This is a genomic window from Bradyrhizobium sp. 76, assembly GCF_023073025.1.
Taxonomy (GTDB): Bacteria; Pseudomonadota; Alphaproteobacteria; order Rhizobiales; family Xanthobacteraceae; genus Bradyrhizobium.
In genome coordinates this window covers 1-14,557 of sequence record NZ_JADPIS010000040.1, presented here as the reverse complement: position 1 = coordinate 14,557, position 14,557 = coordinate 1, and the positions used below count along the sequence as shown (strand labels likewise).

Genomic DNA, 14,557 nt, shown 5'->3' with positions numbered 1-14,557 from the left:
TCAACGGCGCCGCGGTCACCGCCGGTCAGTTCGGTAGCAATTGGGTAATCCTCGGCGCTGAGGCGGTCTCAGGCGGCTATGATGTGGCCTGGAAAAACACCACCACCGGCCTTTCCAACATCTGGAGCACCGACACCCACGGCAACCACGTCGTCGATCTTCTTGCGGGTGCATCGTCGACCAGCAGCGCGCTGCAGTCCTTCGAGACCATCTTCCACCAGGACCTCAACGGTGATGGCACGATTGGGCACACGGCGGGGTGGACCATAATGGCGTAGACTCGTTGGAGGTAAGTTCGACAAGGTCGCGGAAGTGCTTTGCTTTCCTGTCGACCGGATGGCCTGTGGTCCAGGCCAATCGCGAGTTATCCGGCTTGGAGAAGTGGGGACGTGCGAGATGCCAAGGCTTAACTTGTTGTCACGCCGGATGTCTCTCGCGGGGGGCGGAACTAGCCCGTTCTGATGCAACTCCCAGGTGACTTGCTCTGCAGGATTGCACTACTTCGAGGTCGAGCGCGAATTAAGAAAGCCGCTTATTCTTTGTGAGACTAACCATCATCTCAGTTTGTCCATTAGGCGTTTACTTCACTGTCTTAGTCGCCCCTAGTGCCCAAAGCGACTGTATGTTGCAGAGGATCAATCGTCTTCGATAGGCGAGTTCAAGAACAAGGCGTAGATGGAGTCAGTCGCGTCTTCGACGGCGTACGTGCAGGGTTGGCATGTCACCATCATCACTCCAAACAGGATGACAATCGCCGTGATAATTGAAAATGCGTTGGCCGCTAATTTAATCATGGCCGCGCTAACGTACCATATCAGGGTGCCTGCTAATTGGGAGGCGTTCATATTCATCGCGCGCAACCATCGGTAACGTTGATGGCTAGCGGTATTGCCAGCGCAGCTGAACCTTCCGAAGAGTCAGGGGTGCTTCAATCATCGTATCACATCGGCCGTCAAAGCGAGGCACTATCATTCACGTCGATGTGCCCCCGCTAGGTGGGCGAGGCGCTGCTAATCGCGGGACATTCGGCGTACCTTGCCCTAAATTTAGTCCTCGAGCTGCTTCACTGGTTGCCAAGATTCTTGCCTCTCGCCTCGGACCGCATAAGTTCGTCTCAGGCGCGGTGAATGCTGCTTCATCGATTGGCCGCTTCCTTTCAGCGGTTAGCAGGACAAGCTGCTAAACAGACGTTGGTGATCGCAGCCCAATTGTCGCCGTCGCATGTCAATTGTCTTCTGCAATTCGACGCTCCCCCGAGCAACACGGCACGTCCATTTAGCAGTTCTCGCTGGGTCTGTATGCTCGACTGCTGTCGGCTTGCCGGGCTATTGAGGTCGCGAGTAGTGCTGCGGCCCCCCATATAACAGCCTAGAGGCTTTCTCTTTTACGCTAGCGGCTAACAGCAAGACGATAAGGAGGAGCCCAAGTGCTCCGACGGAGACAATCAGTTCACCGAGAAGTGGACCGGCACCGTGTCCGAAAAAGGGCTCTCGCGCCTTGTTGTGACCATCGGGCGGTTGATCGCCTCGCGCGACGTTAGTTGCAGCGCCCCTGCCTGGTACGGGGAACAACGGGTGATCAGGAGGGGCAGCTTCTTTTGATTTTGACGGGTCGTTCATGGTTACTGCGCCCCCGTTCTAGGCTGTTGCGCCAGCGTGCGCTCCAATGACGGGAGCGTGTGGCGCGCGTGTCTGTCCCTGTACTTTCCGTCCATAGCTCCCTAGCGACCGGCAAAGGCGATATCTGCATGTTCGCCCACCATGCTCTTTCGTCACCGTTCCTGTGCAACGCCTGGTGATGTGCTCGGCATAGGGGCACCGTAAATTCATCGCTTACTTTGCGACCCAATGTTCGGGGTTGGGCAAACTTCAGGTGATGCGCGTCCGTCGGGGTTCGCTTGCAGACGAGGCAAGGATGTTCTCGGACGAAGGCGAGGTGTGCCTTGTTTCTCTTGCGAGGCGGATCCTTTGGGATGGCGAGGGCGCCTTCGGCGGCTCTTTGGGCGGGTTGAGCCGTATCGACCTCGGAACCAACCAGTCTGGTTTCGGCAGGGGCGGATGCGAAAGCTTGGTCGAGATCCTGCGCGGGCAGCTTTTCTTCCGCAATAGAGGTGGGTTGGGCGGGAAGCTCCAGCCGTTGTTGGTAAGCCGCCTCGATCGATCGGGCATCGGCCTCCTGCAGCGTATTTTTGACGAGCAGGCTGGTCTTGGCCCACGCGAGGAGATCGTTGGTGCCGGCGAGTTGAGCCAGCAGCCGTTCGCGGAGCTCTGCTGACTCTTGAGCCCCCACCACCGGCGGCCTGTTCGAAACGCCTTTGGGCGGCTTCCTTTTCGCTTCTGGTATGCCTCGTGGCTCGGTCGGTGCCGGGGGGCCGGCGATTACATCGGGGGCATCAAGATCATCCTCTCCGGCGATCCCGACCAGGGCAAAGAGGGCGTAGCGGCGCGCATAAGTTAGCGCCGCTCCCATCCGGTGCGGCGCCTCGATGTCCTTGCCGGAGCAGACCGGCAGGTCAGAAGATATCCATTCTCCCGAGGCATGGGCGAGCAGGGTGGTCAGATGGATCTGTCCGGTCATCTGCTCGCTTCGGGTAGTCTGGATGGCCGCGATCTCCTGCTGGCTCAGGGTCTTGCGGACGATGTCTAGGCCAGAGGCGAGCGAGGCATAGCGGAAGGTCCGGTCCTCCTCCCGCGGGAAGGGGGACCGGATGACCGCAGTCAGGGTCTTTTCCGGGTTCATCAATTCAGACTGGGCTCGGGCGAGAGCAGCCGCGATGGCTCCGATGTGCTCACTGGACCGGTGCATGGGAACCCTCCACCGGCTGGGCCTCGAAGCTGACGGCACCCGATTTGGAGCGCTTGGCCTTGATGCCGTGGCCTTTGGCCTCCTTAGCATCTTCAGGCATCAGCTTCTTGAGGTCAGATTTGGCCGTCTCGTGCTGGCCATGCGCCTCTCGGGTTCGAAGATAGGTAGTCGCGAGCTCCGCCCATTGATTGGACATCGACATGTCCACGACCCTAACCGTCTCCAACCGCGGACGTGGCGTCTCGATATTGAAGAGAATCGGCGGTTCGCCGCGTTGGACGCAGCGCCAGAACTTCTTCTCAGCTGTCAGCAGCAGGTGTTGGTAGAGCGGGTCGGCGTAGATCTTGATCTCGATCCATTTGCCGCCTCCGGTGATGATGGAGAGAACGGAGCTGCGCGCCGCGGTGACCCACATGTTGTGTTGGAGCTGGGCCATGTGTTTGTCGGCCGCAGCCTCCTCGGTGAAGGCCCAGGGCAACATGAACTTGGCTTCGAACACCGCGCCGGTTTGTTCGATCGTGCCGTCAAGCGTTGCCGCCATCCATTTATGAACGGGATGACGAATGCGTTTCTGGATGTCCTTGATGGTGTGGCCTGATACGCGCTGATACCAAGCGCGATTCAGGACTTCAGTCACGGTGCCGAGTTGAACGATCAAATTGTCCGAGAGATCTTCCGGCTCAGCCTCACCACGCTTCTCGTACCAGAGCCGCGTCAGCGCCTCCTGATCGTCGCCCATGATGATGCGGGCGTCCGAACCGCCGATAAAATGTCGGCGGTCGACGGTATTGAACCTGATAAGTTGGGCGCGTGATTGTGGCGCAGACGCTACGTCGGTTTGATCGGTGTTCAAAGCTATCTCCTGCTTAGAGCTGCGCGGCTTGTCTGCCGCACTGCCTTAAGCCCCGCGTTCGCGAGGTGAGATCCGATGCCGTTTGCGCCCGGCAGAATCAGTAACGCTCCGTTTGGACTTTGATACCAGTCCTTTTTTGGAGCAAGATTCTTGCTCTTTTGGGCGGCTTCTCGCGCGAAAGTGCTCAGGGAAACTCCGTCCACCAATCGGGCCAGCGCACTTTCTTCGCGGTCCGCGTGGCAACCACGACGATACGCTGTTCCTCCGGAGCAAGGGGCTGCGGCAGACGCGCCAGGGCGGCCTCCACGAGCCACGGCTCCAGCGACATGCGGGCGGTCTCGCGATACGGATCAAGCTTTGTCGCCTGCGCAGTGGTTCGAGCGCAGGCGTGACGCTGCCTGGTGCAACGCCAACCAGCACGATGGTGACCGGTTCGCTGGTATGTTGTCCATCTCGGCCCCGCTCGATAAGTGCCAGCGACGTGCGCGACGCCGCGCCATCGCCTTCGATGCCGCGCTTTGCGAGTTGGAGCAGGAAGGCTTCAGCCGCCGTGACACGGCGCTCAGTGCCGCCTTCGCGGATCGTGACCATTTGACCGAGTACCGCTTCGCAAGGTGCATGCTTATGACGCCCGCGTGGGCGGCCGGAGGGATTGCCACTTTGCCCTTTCACGAAGCGCGAACTCTTTGGCGGTCGCCCATAAGGGTCTTGTTCAGCAGGACCTCGAAGGCGGAGCCGCTTCTGGCACGCTTGCCGGACCCGCGCGGTCGTCCCCTGTTATTGCCGCTGCAGCCTTTCTGAAACCTGCCTCTATTCGGCGCGCCTTCAGGCGTTTCATCGGCGCGAGGAGCGGGCTGATTGTTCGGCTCGGGCTCGGCACTCATGATGCCACTCCCTCAAGGCGAGGAGCGAGGCCGGTTTGCGCCGACCAGCGCTCGAGCACGACATCGACATATTTCGGATCGATCTCCATTCCCCGGAAGCGCCGCCCGGTCCGCTCTGCCGCGAGCAGCGTTGTGCCCGAGCCCAGAAAAAGATCGAGGACGAGATCACCATGCTTGGTGACGTCCTTGATGGCGTCCGCAACCAGCCCGACCGGCTTGACGGTCGGATGCAGCGCAAGGTCTTCTCGGCGGCTGCCTCGCATGGAATTCGCCGATGCATAATCCCAGACATTAGTGCGATTGCGCCCGTGCTTGCCGAGTTCGACCATGTTGAGATGAGAGGCCGAGCCCACGCGGTAGACGTAGATTAACTCGTGCTTTGAGCGGTAGAGCGATCCCATCCCGGCGCTGGACTTGTTCCAGATACAGAGGTTGAGGAGATCGCCATAGACCGTCGCGCCGACAGCGGACACGCTGTCCATATGCCGCCAGTCCATGCAGATGAAATGGACCGCGCCATCACGGGAGAAGCTTGCCGCGGCGCCAAGCGTGCTCTTGAGGAACGAGCGGAATTGGTCCTCACTCATCTCGCCGGAAGCCATAGCAAACTCACCGTGGCGGCCCGTTGGATTGGCGTTCCCTTCAATCCGGACGTTGTACGGAGGATCCAGGAATGCCGCATCGATCTGGGCGTCACGGCCAATCACTCGCTTGAGGAAGGCAGTATCGCGGCTATCCCCGCATCCTATCCGGTGTTCTCCCAGAATCCAGATGTCGCCGGGCTTAGTGTTGGGAATTCTTGGGGTCGCCGGGATGACCTCGTCGTCGGGATCTACAGCCGAGTGAGAGAGGATGACGTCTATCTCGCCTGTCGAAAAGCCGGTCAAAGTCGGGTCGATGTCCAGATCGATGGAGGCGAGGTGGCCGAGCTCTGCGTGCAGGATTTCGATGTCCCAGCCGGCATTGAGCGCGATCTTGTTGTCGGCTAATCGCAACGCGCGTTTCTGGGCATCCGTGAGCCCAGATAGGACGATCGTCGGCACTTCGGCAATGCGTAACGCTTTGGCTGCCTGGAGCCGGCCATGGCCCGCGATGATGTTGCCGTCGAGATCGACCAGTATCGGATTGGTAAAACCGAAGGTATTGATGGACGTCTTGAGCTGCTCGATCTGCCGTTTAGGGTGCGTCCGTGCATTGCGCGGATCGGGAATGAGATCGTTGGCCGAGCGATAGACGATGGAGAGCTGCGAAGGTGCAGCGAGTGAGACTGCTTTGTTCATGAGACTGTATATTACGCGGCCTTAGTTAGTTTGAAGATAACAACCCTTTCGATTGCCCTTGGAACGTTGCCGCCAAGCGAGGGTCACCCGCGAACAGGCGTCTGGCACCTGCGTCCGTTCTTGCGTGGATTAAAAATGAGGTCGTTGGCCGCGCTATGGGAGATCGAGAGCTGCGAAAGTGCAGCGAGGGAAACTGTTTTGTTCATGTCACGAATTGTGCGCGCCCTTGGTTACAAAATCTGAAACTCATTCTCGATTTACCCCGATGCGCCTCCACCACCGACTAGAAGGGAGCGACCACGTGTCGGGCATATGTCCGTGGTGCGTTGCATAGATCAGGGACGAAATCGTTGGCCGGCAATAGGCGACGCAGAGCAACGAGGGTGCAGCAAGAGGAAGTGATTTGTTCAAGAGACATAGGATGAGGAAGCTCCTGTTACCAGAACGTTTCCATACCGCCGATTTTTCCATCCCCCCAGCTAATCGAGATCGCCGTCTATCAGCAGTGCCACAGGCTGCGCATGGAGATCGCCATGTCCTCTGGAACGAAACTAGGCATCAGTGTCTTGCTGGACAGCCAGCTGGTCCTGACGGAAGGCGAGGAGCACCGCCATGGCGGCCGGGGCGAAGCGGCGGTATGCCCGCATCAATGCCAATAATCGTCCATCCAGGGTGAACGACGATCAGGGCAGGTAAGTTTGGAAGCTGGTCGATATCAGTGACATCTTGGTCTGCACCTAAGTCCCGCTGCACGGTCCTGCTGGAGACCGAGCGGCGGCTGTGCGGCGCCTACGGGCTTTCGGTCGCCCGTTGTTCCAAAGTACTCGTTGTTTTGGTTGGGCTGGCGGCGTCAAGCCGCTGCAGCGAACGCGTTGCCTCGATGACCAAGGCCTGGATTGGCAGCATTTGGCGCGGAGCTGTATCGAGCGATGCTTCGTCAGCTTCAATCGACGTTGCGTCCGGGCCGCTACTGGCCCCCGTTCCCGACAAGCCCCACCATCGATCAGTCGCCGTTCACGTCTTTCGGCGCTTGGCGCCCAGCGGCCTCAGCTAAACGTCCACGTCACCGACGTTGCTCTAATTCTTTGCTCAGTTGCAGTCCCGAGCGCTTTACCATCAAGCGGTCGGCACTCATCAATGGCACCTGTTGGGTCCTGTTTTTAGCCTGTTATCGGGATGAACAGGAAAGTGCCGCAGCGATGCCCAAGGAGGCGAAAACATACCTCAGTTGAGCCTGATATAGATTGTGAGGCAGCAAAACCCCTGTTCAGGGGCACTTGTTTTGATGAATTCCCTGTTCTTGCATCTCCGCCTGGGCGAAAGCCAAGCCTTCTGCGGAGGAAGGGCCGGGAGGAAGGTAGTCCCCCATCCTTGCCTAGCTCCCGGACTAAGTAATTCGCTGCCGACTAAGTAAAGGGAAATAAAACAGCAAGCTGCGCTAATCGAATTGCGCGGCGCCAAATGGTTCAGCAATAGCGGCGTACCTGCGTCAGACTGCAGCGCGCCTTTCCATTCGCTTATCAGGCATCGAAAGGGTTGAGTGAGGGGCCAAATTGAAGTCATCGGCCGCTGAGGCTATCGTCGTGCACTCGGGACAAGCTGCCCTAGTCTCAACACCACGCCGGGTAAAGTTCAAGGACACGATCTGCAGGTCTGCGGCGCATCGCGAGCAATAGTCCGCGGTTTCTGACAACGATTTCATTTGCGACACGCCTCAAGATCTCCCAGAGATCCCCGCGGCGCTCCACAAAGCCGGCACATTATAATTGTCCGTGTCGGTGCGTCCACCGTACAGTCAAAAGCAATGCTAATGCCATCGCAGTTGATGCAGATAATCGAAGGGGGCTTGTCTGGTGCTGGCGGCTGCACATTGCATCACGACTACCCGAGCAAAACGAACGCACTATTGTCAGCCGGACGCGGGTCTTAACCTGCGGCGATGTAAGCGTACGCGGATGTGTGATCAAGCGGTATCGGAGATCCGTGTTAAGCTTTGTTGAAGTAGCAAGCCAGCAACGGCTGACATTTCGATAAGAGCATCATTGTTTCGGTCTGCTTACCAAAATGTCTGCGAAATGCGCACGGTCAACCAGCCGAGGAAGAATAGCCAGCTACTCATAGCTGCCACTATGCAGACGATTATCGCGGTCGCTAGCAGTGAGTTTATCGCCCTGCGAGGCGGGCGCCTGGCTGGCTGCGATTGTTTTACGTTATAGTTGGTGGACGGCGTGCTCTCTGCTCGTCTCGAGGTGTTTATTGGGAATGATGGCATGATGTTGATGTTCCGCCGAGAGAAGACGAGACTGAGTTGATGATCGGCAGGATAATTGTCAGTTACTCGTCTGCAACCTTACTCCGCCCTTAACCTAACTGGTCAAGGTTACTGGAGTGACGGTTGGAGCCGTGGGGCACTCGGTTGGCTAAGTTGAGGTATCCCAGGGGGCCCGCCGGTCAAAGCTCGCGTCTAACGGCTATTATAAGTTCTCGATCAAGTTGATCCCTGTCGGACGCAGGAGTCTGTTCGACTTTCGATATTGCCGCACCGGTGAAGGATTACGGAAGAGAGATCGTTGGGATTTTGTGAGCGAGGAGTAGCCGGCCGTTCAGGATCGTCGAATGCATTCTCTACCGCTGTTCGGATGGCGAACGCTAATCCACTATTCCGCGAGAGCCGGGCGCAGTCGACATCGTCTGCAGGTCGGTAAACCGCCGGACCGGACTGGTCTCGTCCATCCGCTTGGCGAGGTATCGGGCGTGACGAATGGCCGCCATCCGGGTCCGAGCCGACCGCAAGGGTCGATCTACGACATTCTCAGCGTTCGCGAGATGCAACGCGAACGCCCCACTAGCCGAGAGCACCGCGTCTCTCTACTGACATCGACGATCCTAAAACGCTGGAATTACCCGGAACTCTATACGATAGGAGCTCAGGTCGATTCAAATTATCAAAGTGCTGCGGGAGCTAAAGTGTTCAATTGGCAGAAGAGTTTAAGTCTCTCATTGGCGCTGACCTTGCACTCTGGTCCCGCTGTTTACGGTCGGCGTAATATTCTGATTGGCAGGGGGCGTGTTGCGTATTTGCCCCTGCTGATTGGCCGGTTGGGAGGTCGATGTGGACGCACTGCTGCGATTTATTAAATTTCCCGCTTTATCGCGACTGTTCGAGATAGTCTGCGCTGAGGCGGAGCCGAGAAGCAGGACGAATTGCCCAATGATGGCGTAAACGACGGTCTTTGGCTTCATTGTCACCCATCCATCTAATTCAAGAGCTGTGGCGGCACCGATGGCATTGGCACCAAACAGAAACTGGCAGAGCCCGAAGCTTCGTAGCTGCGTGCCGCGTCATCTTGCGCGCGCAAGCAGCAATGCAACGCGATTGGTAGAATGCTTCCTACTTTTGAGATGCATGGTCAAGCAATAACGATAGACTCTAGTCGACGTGGGTGATTTGATTGTTGGGGCTTCTTCGCCAGAATGCGGGCAGTTTGTGGGTGTCATCGTGGAGCGGGGGATGTCTTCGTTTCAATCTGCTTCGAATTCGAGCGTGAAGGGCGTTCGCTTCGGCAAATCGGACAGGAGGGTAGCTGAGAGCACATTGGACGAGGTGCTTGAACGCTTCCACTGCAAATACAGTCTTACTTAGCACCAGATCATTCGAGAATAGAAAAGGTAGCTCTTTTTATCTGGTGGTACTCGAAAAGCACTCAATGCAAGCAGCACGCCTTATCTTCGAGCGATGTTCTAGAGCGTCAAGTGTTTTTGCATTCTGAATAGAAAACGCCGTTGGCAGCTTCTGTTCGCTCAAGGCACTGTGCGGGATCCGTAATCTTTCCACCAACTGTGAAATCATACCCCTGATTTTTGAGTACGAGGATGTACCGACCTGGCTTGAGGATGAAGTCGGCGCTTTCGGGTTGGATCAACAACATTTCCGAACTTCCTGGCAATGGGCGTACCCTCAAGCCGAAGCTTATGTTCCGTATATTCCAAGCTCCTGACACTGGAGCAGTATTAGGCTTGCCCTTTGAGTCGAAGATGACTGCTCTCGTCACTTGCGCAACCACGCGCACGTCAACTCTCTCCGGGGTATTGCTGGCAAAGTCGCGACGATACACAACAAACTTTACGCGGCCATCTGGTAGATTTGTTCGACTTGGTTGCGTGATCGGCGTTGACATTGCGATACGTTTGTCAGGCACCTGCTCAGACAGCACTTCGAGTTCTTTCAGGGCTCCGTTAGCTATCGCGTAGACACCGTAGTCACCTGGAATTGGAAACTCCGAAGGAGGAGGTGGCGCGGGCACGGCTTTGGGATGCGCATCAATGGTATGTTGCACGGCGTTTCCGGATACGATTGGGGATATGGTTTGAGCAATTCTATCGCGCAGCAGAAATACGGAACCCAAGACCATTGTTCCGGCGAGAATGCCCCCAAAAACAATAAGCAGTAAAATGGACGCTGCAACTTTTCTAGGTGAAAAAAACGGTCGTCTCGACGGAATCGCCTCGACGTCGACAAAATGAACCGGGGTTTCCCTTTTAATCTCTAGGATCTCCCCGCCGGCTTCCGGGATCCCCTTGTTTAGTTCGTAGTTCTCGTTGACGTAGTCGCCGACGTCTGGGCTAGATAGGGCTTTGGTGTCAGAAAAAACGGATACTTGCTCCGGACGCTTAGAAAACTTCTCAACACCGCGAATGGCGACCTCAAGAGAATGCAGGAGACTTTCGCGCTCGGACGGAGTGGCCCAAGACAACTCATTAGCAAGCTTAACCCGGGCGAATGCATAGATGGTGAGCCTCAGTTGCTCCGGATCTCGCTCTACCGTTCGGATCAAGTCGGCCAACAGCAGCGCGAAATCAATCTCCCTGTTAAGTCTGTCAGTCGGAGTTTGGGTGAAGACCGCGACGTTGTTTCCTCGTTCCGTGGAAATTTCGTGGTTTCCCGATAGACCCTGATCAAAAAATTCCGACGACGGCTGCGCGGCTCCAGCGCGCTTAGTTTCGCGAACTTGGTCGTCGCCGTTGTCAAACGTCGGAGATTCAGGATTCATGGGATTTAAGACAGTATCGTTTGATCATCATAGCGATCTGTTCAAGTTACTGCAACGAGACGCGTTTTCTTGCAGGAGGCGCACGGAACCAATTGGCCAGGGTCAAGAATCGTCTCGTCTTGGTCCGCTCAACTATAGCATCCGCCGAAGGAGGATTTTGCAAATGTCAATTGCGAGCTTGAAGTCCCCAACTGCTGTCCGTTGAAAGTCTCAAAAAACATTTTAGACCCGCTGGTCGGAGTATTTGTCTCAGCTCGACCAACATCGACATTGGCCCCAGGCGTGGATACCGATTCAAGGCCAGTTGTTTGCTAGCCCGCCGATGGAAGTAGGCGATAAAGCTACCACCATGTGAGAAAAAGCCCCGACCTGTTAGCGAGATGAGTATTGCGGACGGTAGGTATGATTCCGGGCGTAACGCGGCTGATGCCCCTATGTTCGCGAGGGCTCTTTCAACTTTCGTATCTTGTCCTGATCAGAAACTTCAAGAGTAAACTCCATCTGCATCGGAGGCAAAACGCTATCCAGGGCCGCTCTTGCCATGCTTCTATCTGATTTACCGAAGCGGAGCCCCTTCACTTGCCAATTTGGCTCTGCTGTAGATTTTGCCGAGCGTTGTTCGACAACAACGCCCACAAAATCACGGCAACCTTCGTCGAAGGTCTTGATCGCTGTAGTAATTGCTCGTTCCAAAGCGCTTCGCGAAACACGCGTGCGACGGGAGGGGTCAGTTGTCTTGCTTGAAAAAAAAGGCACAGAAAACACCGCATATGACGCTCGGGAACAGCGATCAATTTAGCAGGCCTGTACACTTCTATGCAAACAGTGCCGCCACTGCCGACAAACGTATCGTCGAGGATCGAAGCGTTTGGTACGCAGTAGGGGCTCTTCGAGTTCAATTTCCTCCTCTTGAAGTTTTTGACCTGGTCTTTGATTTAAATGAAGAATTTCGATCATAAATGGCCTTTAACTCGCGGATAAATGACCTCGCACACTGTGCGGAGGGCCCTGCATGGAAGGCCGGAAAAATCATTGGCAACACCGGCTCTCACTTCTGAGCATCATTAGGTCAGCGGATACGGGCCGAGGCCTCGGCCGTGGCGGCACACGCAATCGATTGAGCCCGGGCGTAGCTGACGGTGGTGCCGAACAGCCGCGGGAGCGCGACTTCGTAGCCGATCAGCTCACCGATGCCGCGCTTGGGTATCCTGACCGTAGTCTGTGATTGCGCCGCTGTTGCCGGGCGCCGATGGCTGACACCGCTCACAGGGAAGCGGGAAGCGCGGGAACTGAACCAGCCGCGCTCGTTAAGCCGAGCTTAGTCCGCGGCATCGGTGGCAAACTTGCCAGCAACGGATATTGGCAGGCCGAATATAACGAGCGTAGCCAAATTTGCTGCTCTGATGGCAAGCAGTGTCCAAGTTCACCGCTACCTGCCATCCGCACGCTGGAACCTGGCCCTCCCGTTACGCAGAGGGCTGCCGCCGTAACGGAACGGAAGGAGGCAGAGCCGCCCGGAGGGCTGCGATCGGAAGGAAAATTGATGACGCTGCTCTCTTTTTTGGCGCGGTGCCGGCCCAGTTTACGAGCTCAATCCATCGAGCATGATGGTCAGGAATACTTCGAAATCTCCGTCTTGCGAGTTGAGATCGAAGCGGGACACTGGTAACAGCTCGAAGTATTACGAACAGGGAGCAAACAACTTGAAACGTTCGACCAAAAGAAAGACCAGCACGCGTCGCGAATGGACGGCCGCTGATCTGAGAAGTCTCAAAGCTCACTCAAAATCTCGCACGCCCGTCGTCAAAATCTCAAAGGAAATGAAGCGCACGACCGGCGCGCTTCGCCAGAAGGCTTTGGTGCTCGGTATCGGCCTTGGACACCAGCGTTAAAAGGCGTGAGCCAGGCGGCCTCTCAGCGCAGCGCTGTGCTGAGAGCCTATTGACCCACTAAAGGAGGGGAATCCCGTTCAAGTTTTGCTCCGTCCCCTCTTGATTGATAGCCTTTTTTGTCGATCAACACCGCTGTAAGCCAGTATCGACCCGACGAGATGTGGTTTCACGCTGATCTTCTTGTGCTGAGTATGGGCTTCGTCGCCAGCACCGGGCGGTCTGGTCAAATGAAAAAACTAAGACACGCGTTAGGCGGGTTCGTGACGAAATTAGATTGTCATCCGACTAGCAGGATTACGACCTGCGCACCGGCAGAACTCAGCGCGACGCTCTTACAAGCGCCGCTCACGCCTGTTGTGAATAAAAAGTTCTCACGTGAAGAACTTTCCACGAGACAGCGTTTGACGAGTCGCCGTCGCGGAAAGCATCATTGATTGACAAGAGCATGGGCGTCGAGAGACGCGGGATATATTGACGAATAACTTGCAGTCAAACTCGTCGCGGTCCCGATCAGTGGGGTAGCGAATTTCGTCTCGGATCAAACAATCGCCAATCCAATCATGGTAAGTGTCCGAAGGGCCGTTCAACAGATTGTTGATCGTACCCTTACTTCCAGCGCTAGCCGATCAACGGTGCTGTGCCTGGTCCAGCCCTGGCCAATGGTTGTACCACTGAGGGCATTCAAAACTTTGCGGTAACAACAGGCCCCGAGACCAAAGCGGCAGGCGATAAGGATAAAGCACAGGTGAGAAGCGGACCGTAGCGATAGTAATGGCGGCTAAAGAACGGCTGCCAGTTTGGGGCTGGGTAAATGTATGGGGGATATGGTTGAATCCTACGACATCCCCCAGTGTCGCCAATTAGATCAGCGTTAGCTGCCGTTCTATACCAGCGCGCGTAAGTGGCTTCCGGCGGAAGACCGAGCGTCACAATCGTGACTGCGAGGGCGAACTTTAATGTGGACTTCATAAAAGCCGACCTCCGCATTTGTTCGTGGTTGCGACAGTATTGCAGCCCTGATTATAAGTGTCAATTTCCGTTGCTCACTGGGAACGCATTTGGCTCCTAATTAGCTAGCCCGGTTTAATCCGGGCAATCGCAATTTGCTGCGCACATCGGTTGGCACGACGATTACTCCGCCGCGAGCTTCACGTCCGGCGCAGCGGCGCGGACCTCGGCGTCGACCTGGGCCTGGGCTTCGAACTTGGCAAAGTTCTTCTGGAACATGCCGACCAGCGCGCGGGCGGTCTTGTCGAACTCGTCCTTGTCCTTCCAGGTGTTGACCGGGTTGAGGATCTCGCTCGGCACACCCGGCAGCGCGGTCGGGACCGCGAAGCCGAAATATTTGTCGGTGCGGAATTCGACGTTGCGCAAACCGCCGTCGAGCGCAGCGGTCAGCAGCGCGCGCGTCACCTTGATCGGCATGCGCGAGCCCGTGCCGTACTTGCCGCCGGTCCACCCCGTGTTGACCAGCCAGCAGTCGACATTGTGCTGGGCGATCAGGTCGCGCAGCATGTTGCCGTAGACGCTGGGGTCGAGCGGCAGGAAGGGTGAACCGAAGCAGGTCGAGAATTCCGGCTGAGGTTCGTTGCCGAGACCGCGCTCGGTGCCCGCGACCTTGGCGGTGTAGCCAGACAGGAAGTGATACATCGCCTGCGCCGGCGAGAGCTTGGCGATCGGCGGCAGCACGCCGAAGGCGTCGGCGGCGAGCATCACCACGTTCTTCGGCTGCGGGGCGCGGCCGGTGCGGGAGGCGTTCGGGATGAATTCGAGCGGATACGCCGAGCGCGTG

General features: G+C 56.9%; 8 protein-coding genes and 2 pseudogenes. 2 read left to right on the top strand and 8 right to left on the bottom strand.

Annotated elements, in window-relative coordinates; genetic code table 11:
* A pseudogene (locus IVB48_RS11745) lies at window positions 1-278 on the top strand (hypothetical protein); the annotation flags it as partial.
* 1,300 nt (window positions 279-1,578) lie between these two features.
* On the opposite strand, the gene IVB48_RS11740 reads toward IVB48_RS11745, so the two are convergent.
* The 7 genes and pseudogenes from IVB48_RS11740 to IVB48_RS11710 form a co-directional block, all read right to left on the bottom strand.
* On the bottom strand, window positions 1,579-2,805 hold the full coding sequence (locus IVB48_RS11740) for an ERF family protein (RefSeq protein WP_247400029.1): 1,227 nt from the start codon (window positions 2,803-2,805) through the stop codon (window positions 1,579-1,581).
* Window positions 2,789-3,604, bottom strand: coding sequence for a YqaJ viral recombinase family protein (locus IVB48_RS11735; protein WP_247400030.1), 816 nt, complete (start codon window positions 3,602-3,604; stop codon window positions 2,789-2,791). The genes IVB48_RS11740 and IVB48_RS11735 overlap by 17 nt, the downstream gene beginning before the upstream one ends.
* Window positions 3,605-3,842: 238 nt before the next feature.
* Window positions 3,843-3,986, bottom strand: coding sequence for a hypothetical protein (locus tag IVB48_RS11730; protein WP_247400031.1), 144 nt, complete (start codon window positions 3,984-3,986; stop codon window positions 3,843-3,845).
* A gap of 191 nt (window positions 3,987-4,177) precedes the next feature.
* Window positions 4,178-4,330 (bottom strand): annotated as a pseudogene (locus tag IVB48_RS11725) (DUF5681 domain-containing protein); the annotation flags it as partial.
* 208 nt (window positions 4,331-4,538) lie between these two features.
* Window positions 4,539-5,822: a DNA methyltransferase gene (locus tag IVB48_RS11720; protein WP_247400028.1), complete on the bottom strand. Its 1,284-nt coding sequence runs from the start codon at window positions 5,820-5,822 to the stop codon at window positions 4,539-4,541.
* A 3,749-nt stretch (window positions 5,823-9,571) separates the two neighbouring features.
* Window positions 9,572-10,873, bottom strand: a complete 1,302-nt coding sequence (locus IVB48_RS11715; RefSeq protein WP_247400027.1) for a hypothetical protein — start codon at window positions 10,871-10,873, stop codon at window positions 9,572-9,574.
* A 432-nt stretch (window positions 10,874-11,305) separates the two neighbouring features.
* Window positions 11,306-11,566: a hypothetical protein gene (locus IVB48_RS11710; RefSeq protein WP_247400026.1), complete on the bottom strand. Its 261-nt coding sequence runs from the start codon at window positions 11,564-11,566 to the stop codon at window positions 11,306-11,308.
* 1,010 nt (window positions 11,567-12,576) lie between these two features.
* Here IVB48_RS11710 and IVB48_RS11705 point away from each other — a divergent pair.
* Window positions 12,577-12,765, top strand: a complete 189-nt coding sequence (locus IVB48_RS11705; protein WP_247400025.1) for a hypothetical protein — start codon at window positions 12,577-12,579, stop codon at window positions 12,763-12,765.
* Between the two features lie 1,131 nt (window positions 12,766-13,896).
* On the opposite strand, the gene IVB48_RS11700 is transcribed toward IVB48_RS11705, so the two are convergent.
* The coding region (locus tag IVB48_RS11700) for a phosphoenolpyruvate carboxykinase (ATP) (RefSeq protein ID WP_247400024.1) at window positions 13,897-14,557 on the bottom strand (661 nt) is incomplete at its 5' end.